The organism is Thermaurantiacus sp. (assembly GCF_053487655.1).
In genome coordinates, this window is sequence record NZ_JBRCLD010000056.1 from 17202 (window position 1) to 38875 (window position 21674).

The 21674-nt window shown below is 66.1% G+C and carries 19 protein-coding genes and 2 pseudogenes; 8 read left to right on the forward strand and 13 right to left on the reverse strand.

Going from position 1 to position 21674, the window contains the following annotated elements:
- Positions 1 to 2: 2 nt before the first annotated feature.
- From ACWIQA_RS06250 to ACWIQA_RS06265, 4 genes are read right to left on the reverse strand one after another with little or no spacing between them, the layout of a single operon-like run.
- Positions 3 to 1037 carry an enoyl-CoA hydratase/isomerase family protein gene (locus ACWIQA_RS06250; protein WP_448582227.1) on the reverse strand — a complete coding sequence of 345 codons (1035 nt, stop codon included), beginning with the start codon at positions 1035 to 1037 and terminating at the stop codon, positions 3 to 5.
- Positions 1037 to 1486, reverse strand: a complete 450-nt coding sequence (locus tag ACWIQA_RS06255; RefSeq protein WP_448582206.1) for a PaaI family thioesterase — start codon at positions 1484 to 1486, stop codon at positions 1037 to 1039. Before ACWIQA_RS06255 ends, ACWIQA_RS06250 begins: the two co-directional genes overlap by 1 nt.
- Positions 1486 to 2307, reverse strand: coding sequence for a glutamate racemase (gene murI / locus ACWIQA_RS06260; protein WP_448582228.1), 822 nt, complete (start codon positions 2305 to 2307; stop codon positions 1486 to 1488). The genes ACWIQA_RS06255 and murI overlap by 1 nt, the downstream gene beginning before the upstream one ends.
- Positions 2304 to 4088, reverse strand: coding sequence for a PHA/PHB synthase family protein (locus tag ACWIQA_RS06265; protein ID WP_448582229.1), 1785 nt, complete (start codon positions 4086 to 4088; stop codon positions 2304 to 2306). Before ACWIQA_RS06265 ends, murI begins: the two co-directional genes overlap by 4 nt.
- A gap of 254 nt (positions 4089 to 4342) precedes the next feature.
- On the opposite strand from ACWIQA_RS06265, the gene ACWIQA_RS06270 reads away from it, so the two are divergent.
- Positions 4343 to 5554: an LL-diaminopimelate aminotransferase gene (locus tag ACWIQA_RS06270; protein WP_448582207.1), complete on the forward strand. Its 1212-nt coding sequence runs from the start codon at positions 4343 to 4345 to the stop codon at positions 5552 to 5554.
- 54 nt (positions 5555 to 5608) lie between these two features.
- Here the strand turns inward: ACWIQA_RS06270 and ACWIQA_RS06275 are convergent, their stop codons facing one another.
- Both ACWIQA_RS06275 and ACWIQA_RS06280 read right to left on the reverse strand, forming a co-directional pair.
- The gene (locus ACWIQA_RS06275) at positions 5609 to 7168 is read right to left on the reverse strand and encodes a cisplatin damage response ATP-dependent DNA ligase (protein WP_448582208.1); all 1560 of its coding nucleotides are present in this window, start codon (positions 7166 to 7168) and stop codon (positions 5609 to 5611) included.
- A gap of 2 nt (positions 7169 to 7170) precedes the next feature.
- Entirely contained in the window at positions 7171 to 8172 is a 1002-nt protein-coding gene (locus tag ACWIQA_RS06280; protein WP_448582209.1) for a ligase-associated DNA damage response exonuclease, read from the reverse strand.
- Between the two features lie 83 nt (positions 8173 to 8255).
- Here ACWIQA_RS06280 and ACWIQA_RS06285 point away from each other — a divergent pair, with 83 nt between their 5' ends.
- Together ACWIQA_RS06285 and ACWIQA_RS06290 are read left to right on the forward strand one after the other, a co-directional pair.
- Complete coding sequence (locus ACWIQA_RS06285) at positions 8256 to 9656, forward strand: alanine/glycine:cation symporter family protein (RefSeq protein ID WP_448582210.1); 1401 nt, start codon at positions 8256 to 8258, stop codon at positions 9654 to 9656.
- 109 nt (positions 9657 to 9765) lie between these two features.
- On the forward strand, positions 9766 to 10917 hold the full coding sequence (locus ACWIQA_RS06290; protein WP_448582211.1) for an Acg family FMN-binding oxidoreductase: 1152 nt from the start codon (positions 9766 to 9768) through the stop codon (positions 10915 to 10917).
- On the opposite strand, the gene ACWIQA_RS06295 is transcribed toward ACWIQA_RS06290, so the two are convergent.
- Entirely contained in the window at positions 10890 to 12158 is a 1269-nt protein-coding gene (locus ACWIQA_RS06295) for a CaiB/BaiF CoA transferase family protein (protein ID WP_448582212.1), read from the reverse strand. The genes ACWIQA_RS06290 and ACWIQA_RS06295 overlap by 28 nt on opposite strands.
- A gap of 46 nt (positions 12159 to 12204) precedes the next feature.
- Positions 12205 to 12963 carry an SDR family NAD(P)-dependent oxidoreductase gene (locus tag ACWIQA_RS06300; protein WP_448582213.1) on the reverse strand — a complete coding sequence of 253 codons (759 nt, stop codon included), beginning with the start codon at positions 12961 to 12963 and terminating at the stop codon, positions 12205 to 12207.
- Positions 12964 to 13187: 224 nt separating this feature from the next.
- Here ACWIQA_RS06300 and ACWIQA_RS06305 point away from each other — a divergent pair, with 224 nt between their 5' ends.
- Positions 13188 to 13409, forward strand: a complete 222-nt coding sequence (locus ACWIQA_RS06305; protein ID WP_448582214.1) for a hypothetical protein — start codon at positions 13188 to 13190, stop codon at positions 13407 to 13409.
- Between the two features lie 89 nt (positions 13410 to 13498).
- On the opposite strand, the pseudogene ACWIQA_RS06310 reads toward ACWIQA_RS06305, so the two are convergent.
- The 5 genes and pseudogenes from ACWIQA_RS06310 to ACWIQA_RS06330 form a co-directional block, all read right to left on the reverse strand.
- Positions 13499 to 13588 (reverse strand): annotated as a pseudogene (locus tag ACWIQA_RS06310) (PEPxxWA-CTERM sorting domain-containing protein); the annotation flags it as partial.
- A 441-nt stretch (positions 13589 to 14029) separates the two neighbouring features.
- A pseudogene (locus ACWIQA_RS06315) lies at positions 14030 to 14581 on the reverse strand (trypsin-like serine protease); the annotation flags it as partial.
- Between the two features lie 83 nt (positions 14582 to 14664).
- A complete protein-coding gene (locus ACWIQA_RS06320) occupies positions 14665 to 15327 on the reverse strand; it encodes an O-methyltransferase (RefSeq protein WP_448582215.1) in 663 nt (220 codons plus the stop codon).
- A 234-nt stretch (positions 15328 to 15561) separates the two neighbouring features.
- Entirely contained in the window at positions 15562 to 17109 is a 1548-nt protein-coding gene (locus tag ACWIQA_RS06325) for an acyl-CoA carboxylase subunit beta (protein ID WP_448582216.1), read from the reverse strand.
- Between the two features lie 351 nt (positions 17110 to 17460).
- Positions 17461 to 18183 carry an isochorismatase family protein gene (locus ACWIQA_RS06330; protein ID WP_448582217.1) on the reverse strand — a complete coding sequence of 241 codons (723 nt, stop codon included), beginning with the start codon at positions 18181 to 18183 and terminating at the stop codon, positions 17461 to 17463.
- Between the two features lie 61 nt (positions 18184 to 18244).
- Between ACWIQA_RS06330 and ACWIQA_RS06335 the strand changes: the two genes are divergently transcribed.
- The 4 genes from ACWIQA_RS06335 to ACWIQA_RS06350 form a co-directional block, all read left to right on the forward strand.
- On the forward strand, positions 18245 to 19138 hold the full coding sequence (locus tag ACWIQA_RS06335) for a VOC family protein (protein WP_448582218.1): 894 nt from the start codon (positions 18245 to 18247) through the stop codon (positions 19136 to 19138).
- Complete coding sequence (locus ACWIQA_RS06340) at positions 19132 to 20595, forward strand: alpha/beta fold hydrolase (protein WP_448582219.1); 1464 nt, start codon at positions 19132 to 19134, stop codon at positions 20593 to 20595. Before ACWIQA_RS06335 ends, ACWIQA_RS06340 begins: the two co-directional genes overlap by 7 nt.
- A gap of 17 nt (positions 20596 to 20612) precedes the next feature.
- Positions 20613 to 21110 carry a DUF3598 domain-containing protein gene (locus tag ACWIQA_RS06345; RefSeq protein ID WP_448582220.1) on the forward strand — a complete coding sequence of 166 codons (498 nt, stop codon included), beginning with the start codon at positions 20613 to 20615 and terminating at the stop codon, positions 21108 to 21110.
- A 6-nt stretch (positions 21111 to 21116) separates the two neighbouring features.
- A partial coding sequence (locus tag ACWIQA_RS06350; RefSeq protein ID WP_448582221.1) for an NAD(P)H-hydrate epimerase occupies positions 21117 to 21674 on the forward strand: 558 nt, incomplete at its 3' end.

Sequence of the window (21674 nt, forward strand, 5' to 3'; positions counted from 1 at the left end):
CATCAATCGAAATGGAGGTCGCCCCAAGGCGGTTCGTCGAGATAGGGTGTGACATCCACATCGGCGAGGCTGGCCGGGCGCCACTGCGGATTTCGATCCTTGTCGATGAGCTGGGCGCGCACGCCCTCGAAGAAATCCTGGCCAGCCTTGATCGCCGAGACCATGCGATATTCGCGCCTGAGGCAGGACTCGATGCTGTCCCCTCGGCCCTCGCGGACGCCGATAAGGCTCAGCTTCAGGGAGGTGGGCGACATCCGGCGGATGGTCGAAGCCTGCTCTCGTGCCCAGTCGTCGCCATCGTCGAGCGAGAGGAGGATGTCTTCGACCGTGTCGTGGCTGAAGTGGAAATCAATGCCGTCACGCAATGGGGTGACGCTGTCGGGCCCGGGATCAGTGTCGAAGGTGGCGAGCACCTCCTCGACGGGCTCGTGGCTGTGGGCGAGCCGCTCGACAAGGACGGGAAGCTCGCTTGCTCGCACATAATGGGTGGCAATTCCCGCCGCCTTGCAGGCCGCGCCATCCAGCCTTGCGCCGGTCAATGCCGCCCAGGTGCCGATCTCGCCGGGCAGACGTGGCAGGGCGTGGGTGCCGCCAACATCGGGGATGAGGCCGATCCCAGTCTCGGGCATGGCAAAGCGCGTGCGCTCGGTGGCAACCCGGAAACTGCCGTGAATTGAAAGGCCCACGCCGCCTCCCATGGTGATCCCGTCAATAAGCGCAATGTGAGGCTTGGCGCAGGCCGATATGGCCTGGTTCATGCGATATTCGTCGAAGAAGAAGCCTTCCCACTCACTCGAGCCGGCTCTGCCCGCATGATAGAGCGCGACGACATCGCCGCCAGCGCAAAAGGCCCTGTCACCGGCGCCCTCGATGACGATGGCAGCAATCTCGGGCTCGAGCGACCAGTTGAGCAACTGGCGGTGCCAGGCACGGCACATGGCCCGGTTGAGCGCGTTCAGAGCCTGTGGGCGATTGAGCGTTGCAATGCCGACGCGGCCCTCGCGGCGGAATAGGATATGAGCAGTGTCCTCGTGCATCACGGGGCTTTCTCCAGCATGAGGCCCTCGCCCTCAAGCGGGGTCGGGATGCAACTTGTCGAAAGGCGAGCCAAGAGCCGACCTTCGGGATCGAATAGGTCGCTTTCGGCAAAGGCGATTGTCCGGCCGATCTTCAGGCAGCGGCCCTCGGCGATGATGTCGCGCCCGACGCGTGCGGGGGCAAGGAAGCTCACCTTGAATTCAATGGTGGGAACGACGATGCGCCGCTTTGATTTCACAATGACTGCGAAGGCAGCACAATCATCGAGCATGGCAGCGAGAATTCCGCCCTGCACATTGCCCATCGGGTTGCAGAATTCCGGCTTGCCGACGAATTTCATCCGGACCGTGCCGGCGGCAGAATCGAGGGTGAGGAGCTCTTGTCCAAGCAGCTGGGCGGTTGGTGGAATGCGGGTGCGCATCCGCGCAAGGAGCTCGGCGTCAGTCATCACCATCGGCATGACTCCGGTTCATCGAGCGCTTCCATCGTCATGAGGCCATGCTCCTGGAGCGCAGGCACAAGCGGCGCAAGGGGAGCAAGCGGCCCGGTTGCAAGGAAACGGCCCGGGCCGGGCTCAGGGGGGGTGTCGCCAAGAAGCGCCATCACGCGTCGGGCGATGCCCTCGGCGCCATGGAGGAAAGTGAGCGGCCGCGGCGAGGCGGCGACAAGCTCGGCTTCAAGGAGGGGGAAGTGGGTGCAGGCCAGCACCACGGTATCGAGCGCATCGCCTCCGGGCTGGCCAAGGAGGCCGGCGAGCGCGGCACGGGGTACGGCCGGGTCCACGGCCATGCCGCGGAGCTTCGCTTCGGCAGCCTCGACGAGGGCAGAACTGCCATGGAGGAGCACGGTGCAATCGGCGGCAAAGCGGTTGGCAAGATCAGCGACATAGGGCTGACGCACCGTCGCTTCGGTGCCAAGCACGCCGATGACTCGGCTCCGCGACTGTTCTGCCGCCGGCTTCACGGCCGGCACGGTGCCGACAATCGGGCAGGCGATGACAGGCCGCACCCAGCCGAGCGCGATGGTGGAGGCGGTGTTGCAGGCGATAACGGCAAGCGCGGGCCGGAGCCGTTCGGAAAGCCTACCGATGAGCCCGGCCACGCGTGCGGCGACCTGCGGCTCGGTCTTGGTGCCGTAGGGGAAGCCGGCAGTGTCCGCGCAATAGGCAAGCGAAGCTTCAGGAAACCGGCGGCGGACCGCAGCGAGGACCGAAAGCCCGCCGACGCCCGAATCGAGAAAGAGGATGGGCCCTGGGGCCGATGTGCTCAGGCGATCCGCTCCCTCACATAGGCGCCAGGGGCGTCCGCAAGCGGCGGATAGGCGGGGTGGGTGCCGGGAACGCGCGCTGGCACCTCCTCCCCCGAGCGCGCAGCAAGCCAGCGGATCCAATCGGGCCACCAGCTGCCCTTGGTCTCGGTTGCAGCAGCGCGGAACGCCTCAAGCGTTTCTGGAAGCGGTACGCCTTCTGCCAATGACCAGTACATATATTTGTTGGCAGCAGGCGGGTTGATGACTCCGGCAATATGGCCTGATCCCGCCAGCACGAAGCGGACTGGGCCCTTCAGGTGCCGGGTCAGCTTCCATACCGAGACAGCGGGAGCGATGTGGTCGTCCTTTCCAGCCTGGATATAGGCGGGTGTCCGCACCCGGTCGAGGTCGATCGGAGTGCCAAGCACGGTGAGCCCGCCGGGCTTCGCAAGCCGGTTGTCGCGATAAAAGTCCTTCAAATACGCAAGGTGCCACTTTGCGGGTACATTGGTAGGGTCGGAGTTCCAGTAGAGCAGGTCGAAGGGAACATAGTCCTTCCCCAGCAAATAGTTGTTGACGACATAGTTCCACATGAGGTCGGTGGGGCGAAGCAAGTTGAAGGTGAGGGCAAGATAACGCCCGTCGAACACGCCCGAGGCCCCGAGCTGCTCGATGGTGGCGAGCATCTGGTCATCGACGAAGTGAAGGAGGTCGCCAGCGTCCTCGAAGTCGGTCTGGGCGGTGAAGAAGGTCGCAGAGCAAATCTTGTCCGCCTCGCCGCGGGCCTCCAAGAGAGCGAGGACGACCGCGAGCGTGGTGCCGGCGACGCAATAGCCGATGGTGTGGACGCAAGGGACATCGCAGATGGCCTGGACGGCCTCGATGGCAGCGAGGAAGCCTTCCTCGACATAGGTGTCAAGGGTCGCATCGGCAGTTGTAGCCGAAGCCTGCGCCCAGGAGACGACAAAGACACTCACGCCCTGGTCGACTGCCCAGCGGATGAAGCTTTTCTCAGGCGTCAGATCAAGGATATAATATTTGTTGATCCACGGCGGAAAGATGAGGAGAGGAATCTTGAAGACCGCTGCCGTGGTGGGCGCATAGTGGATGAGCTCGAACATTCGGTTGCGGAAGACGACTTTGCCTGGGGTGGTCGCAACATTGCGGCCGACCTCGAAGGCAGTCTCATCGGTCATGGTCAGCTTGCCCTGGGCAAGGTCGCGGGCGAGATTCTCCATGCCTTTGACGAGACTTTGGCCACCAGTTTCCTGCGCTCGCCTTAGCACCTCGGGGTTCAAGAGGGCGAAGTTGGCCGGGCTCATGGCTTCGACAAGCTGGCGGGTGTGGAAGCGAAGCCTGTCGGCCATCTCGGGCGACAGCTTGTCGAAGACGTGCGAACCGTTGAGCGCGTGGTGGCTACTCAAGAGATAGCTCTTGCGGATCATGTCGAAGAGCGGGTTTTCTGTCCAGGCTTCGCTGCCCAGGCGATTGTTCCGCATGACTTCGGCGGGAAGCTCGGGTGTTGTGCCGGCAACAAAATCGGCCCAGAGCTTGAGCTGGTCTGCCCACCAGTTGGAAGCAAGCCGAGTGAGCTCCGCAGTTGGCGCCTTGCCAGCTTCGTCGAGTGCGGCCCGGCTGAGTTCGGCCCACTGCGCCAGGGGCTGGAACCAGGCCGCATAGCCGCCCGGCAGCGCCGCATCCGGTTCCGTTGCCGGAAGCGCCTGCAGCCAGGCTTCCAGCATTGCCTGTTGCGCCTTGCCGACGGCGGTCACCATGCTCTCGAAGGCCGCCAGGGCCGACATGGCGGGAGACGTCCCTGCTTCTGCGCTCGTGCGCGGTGGATCCTGCAGCGGCGGGGCGGATGACGCTGCCTCCACCTTGGAAGGGCGCGCGCGCGCCCGGCTGGTCCCGGCTGCGGCTTTGCGCGAGGTGCCGGTCTGTCGCTTGCGTTCAGCCATCGATCTCCTCTTTCCCCCGGCCTTAGCCCTTGCCTCTCCCCGCACGGCTGTTCAAGCTGCCCGCCTTGTGGCAGGCCGTTTCTGCGTCACCAGCGGACATGCCCATGGAAGATTTCTACCGCATTCGTCGCCTGCCGCCCTATGTCATCGCCGAAGTGAATGCGATGCGCGCTGCCGCCCGCCAGCGCGGGGACGACATCATCGACCTCGGCATGGGGAACCCGGATCTGCCGCCGCCGCCGCATGTCATTGCCAAGCTCGCCGAAGTGGCAGCCAAGCCCGATGCCCACGGCTACTCCTCCTCCAAGGGGATTCCCGGGCTCCGCCGTGCCCAGGCCGGCTATTATGCGCGCCGGTTCGGTGTGGAGCTCGATCCTGAAACCGAGATCGTTGTGACGCTGGGTTCCAAGGAGGGTCTCGCCAACCTCGCCCAGGCCATCACGGCACCGGGTGACGTGGTGCTGGCGCCCAATCCCAGCTACCCCATCCACACCTTCGGCTTCATCATTGCCGGCGCCACCATCCGCTCGATTCCGACGACGCCCGGGCCCGGCTTCTTCGCAAGCCTGGAGCGCGCCGTCCGCTTCACTGTGCCCAAGCCGACCGTGATGGTGATCGGCTATCCTTCCAACCCTACCGCCGAAGTGGTCGACCGTGGCTTCTATGCCGAGGTCGTCGCCTTTGCCCGCGAGCACAAGCTCTGGGTGCTTTCGGATCTCGCCTATGCCGAACTCTATTTTGACGGCAAGCCGACTCCTTCCATCCTCGAGGTGCCTGGCGCCAAGGAGGTCGCGGTCGAATTCACCAGCATGTCCAAAACCTATTCGATGGCAGGCTGGCGGATCGGCTTCGCGGTCGGCAACCGGACTCTCATCAACGCGCTGACACGGGTCAAGAGCTATCTCGACTATGGCGCCTTTACGCCGATCCAGGCGGCAGCGGTTGCCGCGCTCAACGGCCCGCAAGACATTGTTGCTGCCAACCGCGCTCTCTACCACAAGCGGCGCGACGTGCTGGTTGAGAGCTTCGGCCGCGCCGGCTGGGACATTCCGCCGCCGCCGGCCTCGATGTTTGCTTGGGCGCCGCTTCCGCCGGCCCTCAAGGACATGGGCAGCCTCGAGTTCGCCAAGCAGCTGTTGACCCATGCCCGCGTTGCGGTGGCGCCGGGCGTTGGCTATGGCGAGGAAGGCGAGGGCTATGTGCGAATTGCGCTCGTTGAGAACGAGCAGCGGCTGCGCCAGGCGGCGCGGCAGATCCGGCGCTATCTCCAGTCCATGGGCGTCAACGAGGCGATTCGGGCGCACGGCTGAAGTGCGGGCGGGCGCGTCGTGGCACAGGCAGGGCGGAGCGGCAGTATCGCTTCATCACCCAGCCAGGGCGGCGATGCGCGCAACCGTGTCGGCCTCGGCTGCTGGCTTGTCCGTGCGGATACGGGCGATCCTCGGGAAACGGAGCGCAAGGCCAGACTTGTGGCGGCTGCTCGCGGCAACGCCTTCGAAGGCGATTTCCAGGACGAGGCGCTTCTCCACTTCGCGCACCGGGCCGAAGCGGGCGGTCGTATGGTCGCGCACCCATTTGTCGAGCCATCGGAGCTCGGCATCCGTGAAGCCGAAATAGGCCTTGCCGACCGGAAGGAGGGTGCCGTCCGGCCCCCAGGCGCCGAAGGTGAAGTCGGAGTAGAAACTCGAGCGTTTGCCGTGACCGCGCTGGGCGTACATCAAGACGCAGTCGGCCATCATCGGCTCTTTCTTCCACTTCCACCACAGGCCTGTCACACGGCCAGCGACATAGGGGCTGTCGCGGCGTTTGAGCATGAGCCCCTCGATGCTGGGATGGGGCGGTCGGGTGCGGGCTTCAGCAAGCGCGGCTGGGCTTGCCACCTCAACAAGTGGAGACAAGTCGAAGCGGTCAGGCCGGAGGGTTGCGACCAGGGCCTCGAGCCGGGCGCGGCGGGCAGTCCAAGGAAGGGGGCGCACGTCCTGGCCATGTTCGGAGAGCAGATCATAGGCGCGCAGGAACACCGGGGCCTCGCGCAGGAGCTTCGCGTCGGGCGCCTTGCGGTTGAGGCGACTCTGGAGGGCGTTGAAGCTGGCCGGATGGCCATCGGCGCCGCGCACCAGCAGCTCGCCATCGAGGGCGACTGGCGTTTCGGGAAGCGCGGCGACAAGATCTGGGAAGCTTTGGGAAATATCGTTGCCATCGCGCGAAAAGAGCCGGCGCATGCCGGCAGCGGCTACGGCCTGGACACGGATGCCGTCCCACTTCCATTCGACAGCGTAAGCGGCGAGGTCGAGCGTGTCTGGTGCGTCGAGTGGGTGGGCGAGCATGAACGGGCGGAACCCCCCGCCGGATTGCGGCTGGGGCCCTCGGCCCTCGGCCCAGGCGAAGAGGCTTTGGTATGGCGGCTCGAGGCCGTGCCAGACTTCTTCGACGTGCGCAATGTCGAGCCCGAAGCGTTCGGCGAAGGCGAGGCGGGCGAGGCGGGCTCCAGCGCCGACGCGGAGTGCACCGGTTGCAAGCTTGAGAAGCGCGAAGCGGCCGGAGGCATCGAGCCGGTCAAGAAGGCTCGCAAGCGTTTCCGGCGCGCTGGCGCGGGTGGCATTCTGCAAGCGCTCGATGGCTTCGGCAAGCGATGGCGCAGTCGCCGGTCCGGCTTCAGGCCACAGGAGGGCGACGGTTTCGGCGAGGTCTCCGACATAGTCGTAGGAAAGGCGGAACAGGACCGGGTCGGTCTTCGCCTCGATGAGGGCGCGGATGAGGGCGGGCTTGACGGCGGGGAGGGTGAGCCCGCCGGTCAAGGCTGCGAGCGCGAAACCGCGATCAGGATCGGGGACAGAGGCGAGGTGATCGCCAATCAAGCGGAGCTTCCCAGTCCGCGAAGGCGTGGTGGAGAGGGCATCGAGCAGGGCGGCGAAGCGCTGCATCGTCAGTCGGCCTCGTCGTCGCGGCCAACGAGGTGGAGTGCACGGGCGCGGACCTGGCGGGTCTCGCACCAGTGGACCAGCGCGTCGTCGCGGCCATGGGTCACCCAGACTTCGCGGGGGCGGAGTTCGGCGATGGTGGCGGTGAGTTCGTCCCAGTCGGCATGGTCGGAGAGGATGAGGGGTAGCTCCACGCCGCGCTGGCGCGCTCGCGCCCGGATTCGCATCCAGCCCGAAGCCATGGCGGGCAGCGGATCGGGGAGGCGGCGCGACCAGCGGTCAGCAAGTGCAGACGGCGGGGCAAGCAGGATGGCACCGGCGAGCGCATCGCGCTCGGTGCCGGCGACAGGGCGGAAATCGCCTAATTGCACGCCATGGGCGGCATAGAGGGCCATCAGCTTTTCCATCGCGCCATGGAGGTAGAGGGGAGCATGATGGCCTGCAGCGCGCAGGAGGGCGGCAAGGCGCTGGGCCTTGCCAAGCGCGTAGGCACCAACAAGGAGCGCGCGATCGGGATTGCGTGCGGCGGTCTCAAGAAGGCGTGCCACCTCGGTTGCAGGCGGCGGGTGGCGAAACACCGGCAGCGCGAAGGTCGCCTCGGTCACGAGGATGTCGCAGGGGACGGGTTCGAAGGGAGCGCAAGTGGGATCTGGCGAACGCTTATAGTCGCCGGTCACCACGATGACGGTGCCATCAGGGCCTTCCATCCGGATCTGGGCCGAGCCGAGGATATGGCCGGCTGGGTGGAGCGAAACGGTGACACCAGCGAAATCGGCGCGTGCGCCATAGCCAAGCGGCTGCGCAATGGCAGGGGATTGGCCGCGGGCAGCCATGATGGCAAGGGTCTCGGCTGTGGCCCAGGCCTCGCCATGGCCGGCGCGGGCGTGGTCGCTGTGGCCATGGGTGACGAGCGCACGCGGGACGGGCCGTGCCGGGTCGATCCAGACATCGGCGGCCTTGAGGCGAAGCCCCTGCGGATTGATTTCGATCCACTCCGGCACGCGCATCGCGCCCCTTGCTAGGCCTTTCTTTGGGGTCGTTCCAGCGATGCGGCTTTTTCGCGCCTCAGGGCATCTCTAAGGACGCGGCAATGACCCCTGTCGAAATCATCGCAGACGCCATTGCGGCTCTTGCCGCTGTTGTCTTTGTCTCCATCCCGGTTGCCGGCGTTCCCGTGCAGCTCATCGTGCTGTGGCTTGCCGTTGCAATGCTTTTCACAACCGTCTGGCTTGGACTGCCGCAGCTCAGGGGCTTCGCGCTCGGCTGGGGAGCACTGCTGGGCAAGCGGCAAGATGCGCGCGCACCTGGTCGGGTGTCGCAGTTCCAGGCGCTTTCGACCGCGCTCGCGTCCACCGTCGGGCTCGGCAACATCGCCGGGGTTGCCGTCGCGGTTGCAACCGGTGGTCCGGGTGCGATTTTCTGGATGGTTATCATCGGCTTCTTTGCCATGGGCTTGAAGTGCGCCGAAGTGACTCTTGGGCTCATGTTCCGCGACGAGCTTGCAAGCGGCCGCGTGGTTGGCGGGCCGGCCGTCACCCTCATGCGCGGGCTGGCCTCCATCGGCCTGCCGCGGCTGGGGCGGCGGCTTGCCCGGATCCACGCGGTCTTCATGATCGTCGGCTGCATGTCCCTGTTTCAGGTGAACCAAGCACAAGTCCAGGTCGCCAGCGCTTTCGGCTTCGAGGCGCCGCTTGCCTTCGGCCTTGGTTTCGCCCTGCTGGTCGCAGTGGTCCTGCTCGGCTCGATCGCCTGGATCGGGCGTGTTGCAGGCCGGGTCGTGCCGGCCATGTGCCTTCTCTATGTCTTGGCCTGCGTGACGGTCATCCTCGCCAATATCGCCCAAGTGTCGACAGCGCTCACAAAAATTGTGGCAGAAGCCTTTGTGCCGGACGCTGTAGCGGGAGGAGCCGTCGGCGTCTTCGTTATCGGCATGCGCCGAGCCGTCTATTCTTCTGAAGCCGGTATCGGCACTGCAGTCGTGGCCCATGCCCAGGCGCGTACGCGCGAGCCAGCGAGTGAAGGCATGGTGGCCCTCATCGAGCCCTTTATTGATACGGTCGTCATCTGCACCTTGTCGGGGCTGACGCTCGTGGTGACTGGACTTTACCTTGAAGACCTGACTGGAGTCCAGATGACATCGGCGGCACTTCAGACCGTAATCCCCGGTGCGCCGGCAGTTCTTGCCGTAGTCGTCTTCTTGTTTGCCTATTCAACGGTGCTCGCAAACGGCTTCTATGCCGCTGAGGCCTTCCAGTTCTTGACCCGCCACGGCCGCTGGCATGAATTCGGTTTCAAGGCCGCCTATTGCGCTGCGCTGCCCTTGGGCGCGCTGCTCGAGCCAGGACAGATCCTCGACCTGGTCGACTCTGCCTTCTTCCTGATGGCCATTCCCAATGTCGTCGGCATCTATCTGCTGGCCGGGCCGCTCAGGCGCGAGGTCAACGGCTATTTCGCACGACATCGTCGCGCGCCGGCGTGGAAGAGCGACTGAACTCGGAAGAACGGCCCCCATCTTGCCTCCATTTGGAAGGCGGGCATGCTGCGACCTTCCTTGGCAACCCCAGTTGTCCGGACGGCGTGGGAAGGGTAACCGGGCCGGCATGGCAGTTTCCCGGCGCACAGTCATCGTGTCTGCCGCCGGTGGCCTGGCGCTGGTGGGTGCTGGCGGCTGGTGGCGGGTTGCCCGCATGCCCGAGACGGCAACCGCGCCTTGGGACTTGTCCGGGCCAGCTCCCGCCGACATCCGGCTCGATGCCTTTCGCCATGCCATCCTTGCGCCGAGCCCGCACAACCTCCAGCCGTGGCGGATCCGGCTCGACGGGGAAGATGGGGCAACGCTCTTCTGCGACCTTGACCGGCGGCTGCCGCAGACCGACCCCTTCGACCGGCAAGTGACCATCGGTTTTGGCGCCTTCCTCGAGCTTGCCCGGATGGCCGCGCGCGCCCGGGGCTATGAAATGGAAATTCTGCCCTTCCCGGAAGGGGCGCCGATGGGGGATCGCGCCGGCCGCCTCGATTCGCGACCGGTTGCCAGCCTCAAGTTCAAAGCTGTCGCAGGTTTGTCTTCTGACCCGCTGTTCGCTCAGATCCCGGAGCGCCGGTCCAACAGGAGCATCTATGACATGGCCCGCCCGGTGGATCGGCGAGAACTCCGCCGGCTGACTTCCAATGGCCTCGACTGGCGGGTGCGGGGGACGACGACTCCTGACTATGTGGCGCAGATCCGGGATCTCGCGCTGGAGGCGATTGCGATTGAGACGAAGACGCTGCGCGTGCACCAAGAGACGGTGGCGGTGATGCGGATCGGCGCGCGTGAAGTCGATGCCAGGCCGGATGGAATCGACCTGACCGGGCCGGGAGTCGAAGCTGGCGCCGCGCTTGGCCTCATCACCCGGGAGAAGCTCGTGGACCCGTCCTCTACTGCCTTCGGGCAAAGGCTGACGCAGCTTGAGAAAATCTATGCCGCAGCACCAGCCTTTATCTGGGTGGTGACCGACCGGAACGATCGCACAAGCCAGCTCACGGCCGGGCGGGTCTATGTCCGGGTCAACCTGGCGGCCGCTTTGCTCGGGCTTGCGATGCACCCGATGAGCCAGGCACTACAGGAATATCCCGAAGTGGCCGATGTCCATGCCCGCCTTCATGCGCTCCTCGTGCCCGAGGGCGGGCGGGTGCAGATGCTGGCGCGTGTCGGTTACGGGCCTGCGGTGCCGCCGGCGCCGCGCTACCCGCTTGCAGCGAAGCTGGTCTGAGCTGTGGTGGCCGAGGCGATCACACCGGTCGCTTCGAGCTGGTCCAGTGCGCTTGCATCGAGGCCGAGGATGCCGCCCAAGACGGCGCGCGTGTCCTGGCCGAGGCGAGGCGGGGCGGCGCGGATCGTCGCCGGCGTCGCCGAGAGTTTTTGCGGGTAGCCAACAAGGCGCAGTTCGGTGCCATCCTCGCGGGCCACCGTTTCAACAAGGCCTGTCGCTTTGACCTGGGAGTCGGCGAAGACATCGGGAAGCGCGTTGATCGGCCCGGCTGGTACTCCCGCTTCAGCAAGTGCCACAAGAAGGTCGGCGCGGGTGCGGCGCGACGTTTCCGCAGCGATCTCGGCTTCGAGCGCGGCGCGCGCCTGCTGGCGGCCGGCGTTGGTCAAGAACCGCGGGTCGGCGGCAAGATCGGGCCGGCCAAGCACGAGCGCAAGCGCACGGAACTGGCGGTCAGAGCCGACAGCGATGAGGAGCGTGCCGTCAGAAGCGGGGAAGTCGCGGTAGGGGACGACGGTGGCATGGGCATTGCCCGAGCGCTCGGGCACGCTGCCGGCGTTGAGCCAAGCCGCCCAGTGGTTGGCGAGCATGGCAATCTGGGCCTGGAGGAGGCCGGCGTCGATATGCTGGCCCTTGCCTGTTGCCCGCGCATGGTGGAGTGCGGCCAGCATCGAAAGTCCTGCATAGAGGCCGGTTGCAAGATCGGCGATTGGGATGCCGGCGCGAAGCGGCCCGCCGCCCGCCTCGCCAGTGATTGCCATGAGCCCGCCCATGCCCTGGATCAGGAAATCATAGCCCGCTTCTGCAGCACGCGGGCCGGTCTGGCCGAAGCCCGTAATCGAGCAGGTGACAAGGCGTGGGTTGGCGCGCCGGAGTTCGGCGAGGTCGAGCCCGTAGCGGGCGAGCGTGCCAGTGCGGAAATTTTCGACCAGAAGATCGGCATGGCACGCGAGCGCGCGGATGAGGGCGGCACCCTCCGGCTTTGCGAAATCGATCGCGAGGCTTTGCTTGTTGCGATTGGCAGCAGCGAAATAGCAGGAGTCCCCGCTGCCGTCGGGAAGAAAGGGCGGGCCCCAGCCGCGTGTGTCGTCGCCTGCTCGGGGCCGTTCAACCTTCCACACCGTCGCCCCGAGATCGGCAAGCGCCTGGGTTGCCCACGGACCGGCAAGCACGCGCGAGAGATCGAGCACGCAGACATCGGCCAACGGCCCAGCGCGCTGTGGAACGATGGAAGAGGGGGCCATGCCATGCGCGCCCTTGCCAGCCGGCAGCGGCGCGTCAAGAGCGGGGCTAGAACTGGACCCGCTTGGTATAGCCCCCGTCGATGACGAGGTTGGTGCCAGTCGTATAACTCGAGGCGGGACTGGCGAGGAAGACGACGCCCTTCGCCACTTCCTCGGGCGTTCCGAAACGGCCGAGTGCGAACCCGGCGAGCGTTGCCTTGTAGAAATCGGGCATGGCGGTCTCGATCGTCGACCAATTGCCGCCGGGATATTTGATCGGGCCAGGTGTCACCACATTCACGCGCACGCCCTTGGGTCCTAGCGCCTGCGAGAGCTGCTTTGCGTAGGTGATGAGCGCGGCCTTGAGCGCATTGAACGCCTGCGGCACGAGAAAGGTCTCGACCGCTGCGGTTGAGGACATGAAGATGACCGAGCCCGCGCCTGAGGCCTCGAGCGCTGGTGTGAGCACTTCCACTCCGTCGACGGCACCGCGGATGTCGAGGAGGAAGGTCTTCTCCCAGTCACCAGTAGCGCCAGCGCCGGAGGACGAGACATTGTGGATGAAGATGTCACAACCGCCGAGCGCCTCGAGTGCGCGGGCAAGAAAGGATCGATAGGCCTCAAGGCTTGCGAAATCGAGCGCTTCCGCATGGACCTTGCCGCCGCGCTTGGCAAGGCTGGCGCGCGTTTCCTCGACCTGGTCAGGGTTGCGCGAGAAGAAGGCAATGTCACAGCCTTCGTCGGCGAACAGCTCGAGACTTGCCCGGCCGATGCCGCGGCTTCCGCCCGAAAGGATGACCTTCTTGCCCTTGAGCCCCAAATCCATCCCATTCCTCCCGACCACCTGCTCCTGCTTCTAGCGGCGCGAGCACGGATTGCACCCAGCATTTGGGCGAGGCCCTGACCATGCCGGAAGCGCTCGCGTCTTGCCGTTAGAAGCCGTGCGACAATGGCGCCGGCCAGGCGGATGAGGTCCGCCGCGGTGCCACGCTTTTGCGCACCTGGCCTGGGCCACGCGCGACCAGGGTCTTGCTCCGGGCAGAGACGCCCATGTCCTTCCTGCTGATCCTCGGCATCGCGGCCCCAAGCGTCAACGCCCTGCTGGTCCGGCAGGTTCGTTCTTATAGCTTGGTCAGCCAAAGCAGCCGGGCCAAGGCTGTCATCTTCATTGCGCCAGAATTTCTCCCAGGGCAGATTTCGCTCCAGGCGACCCTTCGGATCCTCTTCGTCCTCAACGAGGAGGTCTGCAGAGAAGCCCGCGACATCGTCTAGCCATTTCGACCGATCTCGGATGGCGGACTTTGACCAGACGCACGTTCACACAGAGCCCCGGTCGCCGACTTCTTCCCGCGGGGGCCGTCTCAGGCTTCGACCGGCCGCTGGCGCCGCACGGCAGCCCCGACGAGCCCGAAGCCTGCGATCAGCATCGCCAAGGTGGCGGGCTCGGGGATGACGCTGGTGATGAAGGCACGGTGGATATAGATGGGAACGGCGCCTTTGAACTGGCCGAAGCGGTTGGCCGAGGTGTCGGGGAAGGGAAACCAGGCGAAGCTGTGGACCGCCGCCACCTTGCCGTCGACGAAATAGGGTGCGCCCGAATCGCCGCCGGCACCGATGCCCTCGCGGGCGCCGACTCCCAAATCACAGTATTTGGGGCTGAGCGGCACACCGAGCGCAACCGCAAGCGTGCAGGAGGCGTCCTTGGCGACGGTTCCATTGTCGAAGTCGGTGATCCAGACATCGCCGCTCGCCGCCGTGCCGAAGAAGCCGTTGAAGAAGCCGCCCCAGTCCGGATCGCCGAGCCGGAAGTCGAACCGGTTGTCGGCGAAACGCAACCGCCCGGTCCCCAGCGAGAAGCCGGGAAGCGTGCCATTGTCGCCACCGGTCAGGGACCGCAGGCCATAGCCGGCGATGGTATGGAACTGGCCGGTCAGGTCAGTAAGGCCCGAGAGCTGGTAGGTGGGAGCAAAGGCCGGCGCGTTCGTTGCCAGCCGCAGCACGGCAATGTCGTTCTCGTCGACCACCTGGCCGGTGTAGAGCGGGTGGACATGGTAAAAGCTGACGGGAACGGTGGTCGCCGGAGCGCCCGCATAGACCGAGATATCGAGCGGGCCACCGTAGAAGAAGACTGTCGTCGAAAGCGGAAGTACGCCTGCGCGCGACACGCAGTGGGCCGCGGTCAGCACGCTGCGGCTGGTAAGCAGCGAGCCCGAGCAAACGAACGCTCCAGCCGCACCATAATCCATGAAGAGGCCGACAACGCCGCTGTAGGCTGGCTTCGGTGGGATGTAGATGGGATTGCCGCCTGCAGCGACGGTGGCCGTCGAGGTCTGGCCGACGATGTCGCTCACAACCCGCAAGGCTGCATCTGGTGGAAGCGCTGCGCGCGCCACACCTGCACTTGCCAGCAATGCCACAGCTGCAGTGCAACCAATGGCTTTCATGTTGCCCACCTGTTCCGGCCTGAGGTTCTCACGCTGCAGGCCGCTCGCATCTGACGCAACTTTATCGCAAAGTCGGCCAATCGTTAACGGCGGCGGGCGATCATCAGGCCGTCCCAGCCCTTGCTGCCCACCAGCTGCAAGGCGGTTGCCTCGAAGCGCTGATCCATCCGCATGGCAGCATAAAGGCTGCGGGTGCCGACCAGCTGCGGGTCGGTGTCGCTGTCATCGGTGATGCGGCCGTCGCGCACCACATTGTCGATGACGACAAGACCCCCAGGCCGGACCAGAGTCGCTGCCCAGTCGGCATAAGCGGCGTTGTTCTCCTTGTCCGCATCGATGAAGGCGAAGTCGAAGGCGTGGCCTTCATCGACGAGGCCCGGCAGCACGTCGAGCGCCTGGCCGACCCTCAGATCGATCCGCCGGACGAGGTCGGCGCGGGCAAAATTGGCGCGGGCGACTTCCGCATTGCGGGGGTTGGCCTCGATCGTGACCAGCCGCCCGTCGTCGGGAAGCGCGCGCGCCATCTGGATTGCGGAGTAGCCGCCGAGCGTGCCGACCTCTAGCACATGATGCGCCTTCACCACGCCCACGAGAAGGGCGAGCAGGCTGCCGATGATGCGAGATACGTCGATTGCGGGAAGGCCAGCCTCCGCATTGGCCTTCAGCACTGCGTCGAGGACAGGATCGGGCGCGAGCAGGTGACGGGCGATCCAGTGATCGACTTCAGCAAAGCGTTCGGCGTTCATCGCATTCCATCTCCTCAACTTCCGGGGGGCGTTAGGCCGGATGTTGCGAGATGCAAGGCCGAATGCGCGCAGGGTCTGCGCAAACCAGCCTCGCTTGGCTCCTTGGCCGATCCCTGGTTGGCGCCGGTTTTTGCGCCGGGTGCAGCGCCAATCGATCTCGCAACTGCTGCGATGGTGAGACTTCCGGCCTCGATGGGGCGCGGCAGCTCGCCGGGCCTTCTCCGTGACGCGAAGCTAGGGCCTCAAGCCCCGTGCCCTGGGGCCGGGGACAAGAGCGCGCTGCGCTGCCTCAGCAAAGGCACAAAGCTCGGCCCGGGTCGCGCGCGGATCGATGATGGCTTCAATTCCGAAGCGCTCAGCTGTGCGGAAGGGTGAGCGCACGCGCTCCAGCCGCGCGCGGATCTCGGCGAGCCGCGCGGCAGGATCCTCGGCGGCTTCGAGCTCAGCGCGATAGGCCGCCTCAAGCCCGCCGGATATCGGGAGTGAGCCCCAGTCCCCGGACGGCCAGGCCATGCGCCAGCGGAACCGATCGGCAGGTGCATGGGCGGAGCCTGCCATGCCATAGGCCTTGCGTAGGATGACGGTTGCCCACGGAACGCGGGCCTGGTGGATTGCAGCAAGCGCCCGGCTGCCCCAGCGGATGGTCGCTTCCTCTTCCGCCCGGCGGCCGATGAGGAAGCCGGGATTGTCGACAAGGTGGACAACCGGCAAGTGGAAGGTATCGGCGAGGTCCACCATGCGCTCCACCTTGCGTGCGGTCGCAGCCGTCCACAGGCCACCGAGGGCTTCCGGATTGGAAGCGAGGATGGCAACTGGCCAGCCGTCAAGCCTGGCAAAGGCAGTCACGATTGCCGGGCCCCATTCGGCGCCAAGCTCGAACAGCGAGCCCTTGTCGACGATCGCCTCGAGGATGGGCCGGATCGGGTAGAGATGGCGGCTGTCGCGAGGGACGGCCCGGATGAGCCAATCCTCGGCCCGGTCGGGCCGGTCGGTCGGGGGGGTGCGAGCGGGAAGCTCATAGACAGAGGAGGGCAGGTAGGAGAGAAAGCGCCGCAGACGAGCGAAGGCTTCAGCCTCGCTTTCGACCCGGTCGTCGACGGCGCCGTTGGTCGCGTGGATGACCGCTCCGCCAAGCTCCTCCTTGGTGCGGGTCTCGCCCGCGGCGGCGACCACCGGTGGCCCCGCCACGAACATCTGGGCCACGCCCTCGACCAGAAGGCTCAAATGCGCCATCACCATGCGTCCTGCGCCAAGCCCCGCCACTGGCCCGAGCCCGAGTGCGACTACTGGCAAATGGCTCAGGTTCGCCGTCATCAGGTCCCAGCCAGGAATCTCGGGAATATAGGTGTGGCCCATCTCCTCGAGGCTTTTGACCGAGCCGCCGCCGCCAGTGCCCTCGATCATGCGGATAAGCGGCATCCGGTAATCGTGCGCCAGCTGTTCGGCGGCGATGAGCTTCCGGTGCAGGCTGGCGTCGGCGGCACCACCCCGGACGGTGAAATCGTCTGCCGTCAGCACCACCGGCCGGCCATCGATGGTCGCATGGCCGAACAGGAAATTGGCCGGCCGGAAGGCCTCGAGCGCGCCATCGGCGCCATAAGTGGCAAAGCCAGCCAGTTCGCCCACTTCTCGGAATGAGCCGGGGTCGGCGACCGCGGCGATCCTGGCGCGGGCGTCCATGCGGCCAGCCGCCTTTTGCCTGGCGAGCTTCTCCGGTCCGCCCATCGCATGGGCGAGCTGCTGGCGCTGACGAAGTTCCTCGACCTCTTTCTCCCAGCCCATGTGAGCCTCCCTCAGCTTCCGGTGTGCAGTGCCCGACTTTTGCGGTTGTGATCGTCACCCCAGCCATGACCTTCGTCTAGGATTTCGGCAGCCCACACCAGGTCGACCAAGGCGAGCTCGAGCAGCGCAGAGCAGAAGCAGGCTCAGTCAACTGCACAGACGCTGCCCGTCAAGCTGGCAGGGGCGCGCGTGCGGACGCGCAGCAAGAGGTGCGGAGGAAAGTGACGGGGCACGTATATTCGAGCCGTCGCGGCTCACAGCAGATGTCCGGAAAGCATGAGTGGCGCGGCCGGTGGCCAAAAGGTTGCGCTGCCCGTGGCCTCCCTCACGGCCGCTCGGGCTGCAATGGGTTCATGGCGTTCCAAAGGTTCCGGCTGGAGTGATACCTTGCCTTCGCGCTTCCAGCCAGGAGAGGATTTCGGCAACGGGGACGACATCGGCATATTTGAGCGCGAGGTCGGTGAGGCTCGCATAGTGGAAGCTCGCATGCTTGTCGGCGCAGGTTTCGAGCGGCACGATGGTGCGAAAGCCGTGCGAGAGGGAGTCGACTGCCGTTGCGCGCACGCAGCCCGAAGTCGAGCCGCCGGTCACTACCACTGTGTCGACACCGTGCCATTGCAGCCAGGAGCGCAAGGGAGTCTCGAAGAAGGCGGAAGGCATGCGCTTGTTGAACTCAAGGTCCTCAGGCTGCCGCTCACAGCGCGGATCAAACGCGTGCCGCGCTGATCCAATGGCGATGTTCTGGAGCGAGTCTGGCGTGTTGGTGCGCGTGCCCCAAATGCCGGCATCGGCACCATCTTCCCGGTAGCCGACGCGAGTCCAGACAACCGGCATGCCGGCTCGGCGCGCGGCCGCCGACAGGCGATTGATATGGGCGATCTGATCCGGGTCGGTCTCATATGCGGTCCGGAAGGCCATGATGTCGGTGTAGGCGCGCTGCAGGTCGACATTGACGACTGCGAGCCTCGCCCCGAAGCCGAAGCGGGCGCGGGCTGGGTTTGCGAGCACCTCTTCAAAGATCTGGCGCGCCGTGCGGCCATCGTCGACCATGCGGGTTCCAAGCGGCTCGGCCATGGCACTATGGGCTAGCGCGGTGCGCTTCTCCATGCAAATGTCCGGACAAATGGGCGGCCGTATGCGACATGGTGCGATCCTTTGTGGAACGGTCAACACGCCCGTCTTCGACCTTTCGCTTGGCGACTATCTCGCCGAACTCGCCATGCGCGTGGTCGAGGAAGGGCGGGTCTCGCCGGATCTTGCCCGCAGCTGGGGTGCGCCAGCGCAGGTAGGCTGCCGCTTCGCGGTGCTCGCGCCCCGCGAGGGCGGTAGCGGCGGGTTTCTCCGGCTGGTGGAGGGAAGCCGGGTCGAGGGTTATCGTTCGCTCTCAACCTATGGCTGGGCGGCCTTCGAGATGACTGTCAGGGACGCCTTCGCCCTTCATGCCCGGATCGACCGCGCCGCCTTCCGCGTGCTCGGTGCGCCAAAGCCAGTCCCCGGTTTTGCCAACTTCATTCACTTCCAGGTGGAGGGCCGGGCCGGCGAGGTTCTCTACCTCAACACCGTGCTTGAAAGCCGGATGGCGGGCCTCGAGCTTCCGGTCGCTGAGGCCGAAGTCGACTCTATCTTCATCGCCGTGCTCGCAGCCGAAGACCGGGCGGCGACGCTCCGCTTCCATGTGGACGCGCTCGGCTTCGAGGAGGGGGAGAGCTTCACCTTTCCCTATTCGATGATCAACCAGAGTTTCGGTCTTGCCGAAGATCATGCGACGACGCTCACCATGACGAAGGTGGGTGCGATGCCGGCGGCCGAGATCGACCAATATCCGCAAGCAGCCCGGCACCGGCCGCTCAGCCCCGGTGAGCTTCCGCCTGGCAACGCGCTCCTCACCTTCGCCCACGATGATCTCGATTCGGTGCGGGCGCCCTTCCTCGAGCCGCCGACGCGCAGGGATGGCCCGCTCTACGGCGGGCGCCGGGTGGCGACCCTCGTGGGTCCGTCCGAGGAACGGATCGAGCTTGTCGAATGCTGATCGCCCGCGCCTTCATCGACGTTGCGAACCCCGATGGCTCCATCCGCCGGGTCCACTACCGCCGCGCTGGGAGCGGGCCACCCCTGCTGCTTGTCCACCAGTCGCCGCGCTCCTCGGCTGAATTTGTGCCTCTCATCGGCCGCTGGGCGGCGCATTTCACCGTGATCGCACCCGACACCCCCGGTTTCGGTTTGTCCGCGCCGCTGCCGCTCGCCCGGCCGGAGTGCGAGGATTATGCCGATGCAATGGTCGCGCTCCTTGACGCGCTCGGTCTTCCGCAGGTGGCAGCCTATGGCTTCCATTCGGGCGCAATCATCCTCGTGACCGCCGCCAAGCGCCATCCGCACCGCTTCGCAGCTCTCGCCTGTGGTGGCTATGCGGTGTGGACCGAAGCTGAGAAGGCCGAGTTTGGTGCCGCCTACACGCCCGACTTCCTTCCTCTCCCTTATGGCGAGCATCTGCCCTGGCTGTGGGGACGAGTGCAGGAGCAGAGCTGGTTCTTCCCCTGGTATCGGCCGGGCAATGCCAACCGCCTGCCGATGGCAACGCTCGACCCCGCCCAGGCCCAGCCCATCGTGATGGACTGTCTTGCCGCCGGGAACAGCTTTTCGCTCGGCTATGCGGCCGTGTTGCGCGCCAACCGCGACGTGCCGCCGCCCGGCGCGCCGTCGCCGCCGGTGCTCATCTCCGCTTATGATGGTGATCCCCTGAAGGCCCATATCGCGCGTCTTGGCGATGTGCCGGCCAACTGGCGCATCGCGCCTGTCGCAACGCCAGCCGAGCTCGAGGCGGAGGCACTTGCCTGGCTCTTGGCGCACCCTGCCCCGCTCGCCGAACCGCGCGCGCCCGATGTCGGCGAGGGCTTCGTCGCCGTCTCGGCCGGCGGCTTTGAGGGTCTCATCCACTGGAGGGGCACCGGCGACCTGTGGTTGCATGGGCCGGGTTCGGCCCTGACGGCTGCGCCCGCCGGCACGCTGGCGCTCGATCTCCCCGGCCATGGCCTGTCTGACCCGTGGGCGGATGCGCCGGCCGAGCTTGCACCCTGGGTCGAGGTGGTCATGGCGGCGCTTGCGGCGCTCGGCGCGGCGCCGGCCCTGGTCGCGGGCGAAGGGTGGAGCGCCGTTCTCGCCAGTGCAGTCGCATCCCGGCTGGGCGTTGCGGCTGCAAATGTAGCGCTACCCCCGGGCGACAGGGATGCGTGGCGCGCCAGGGGCATTCCCGATCTCGCACCCGACTGGGCTGGAACGCATCTTCTGAAGGCGTGGCGAATGCTCCGCGCCGAGACCTGCTTTGCTCCCTGGTTCCATGCCTCCCCGGCAACCGCCCGCGCGTTCGACCCCGCGCAACTCGCACCGGAGCGCCTCGCCGTTCGTCACCTTGCGCTTATGCGGGCCTCGGCAGCGCGGCCGCTGCTTCATGCCTGCCTTGACGCCGCGGACGCAGCGGAGAAGATTTAGCAAGAGGAGATGGATGCATGGGAATCAAGGAGGACATGCCGCTACTCGCCCGCCATGAGGGCGTGTGGGAGGGAACCTACCGCTATTATGACGCAACCGGAAAGCTGGTTGATGAGCACAAGTCACGCCTTTTGTGCCGCTTTCCGGACTCGGGGCCTTATCCCTATCACCAGACCAACATTTATGAATGGACTGATGGCCGCCGCGAAGTTCGGGACTTCCCGGCGGAATATCGGGACGGCCGGATCTGGTGGGACAATGATCTCATCAAGGGCTGGGCGGCCGAACTCCCGCTTGATGACAAGCTCCGCACAGTCGTGCTCTACTGGCAGCGCACTGGGGATCCGGAGCTCTATCTCTACGAGATGATCCAGCTGTCTGACGATGGCACGAAGCGCTGCCGCACCTGGCACTGGATCCGCAACGGCCAGCTCGAGACCCGGACCGCCATCGAGGAGACGCTGGTCTCGCGCGACTGGCGCGCCGCCGACGAGGCGCTGAAGAAGGCAGCCTGAAGCGCCATGGAGCGGGCCGCCCCGCTCCTGAGCGTCGCGGCGATGCGGGCGGCCGAAGCGGCCTGGTTCGCCGCCGGCCATGACAGTTTCGCGCTGATGGAAGTGGCGGCACGCGCCGTTGCCGCGGAGGCCACCCGCCGGCTGCCCGCGCGCAGCCGGGTGCATGTGCTTGCGGGCACGGGGAACAATGGCGGCGACGGCTGGTGCGCGGCCCGCTCCCTCGCCGAACTGGGCCATGCGGTCAGCGCAACCGCGCTCGGAAGCCCGTCAACGCCCGATGCCTGGCGTGCCGCGCAGGGCTTCGCCGGCCCGGTCCTCGAGCCGGGCGCCCCGCTGCCCCCTGCGGACCTTCTCATCGATGGCCTGTTCGGCATCGGCCTGTCTCGCGCGCCGGTAGCTGCCGCGGCCGACCTCATCGCCCGCGCCAACGCCCATGGCGCGCCGATCCTTGCCATCGACGTGCCCTCGGGCGTGGACTCCGACAGCGGTGCGGTCCCCGGTGCCGCGATCCGGGCCGCCGCCACGGTCACTTTCCACGCCGCCAAGCCCGGCCACTGGCTCTTT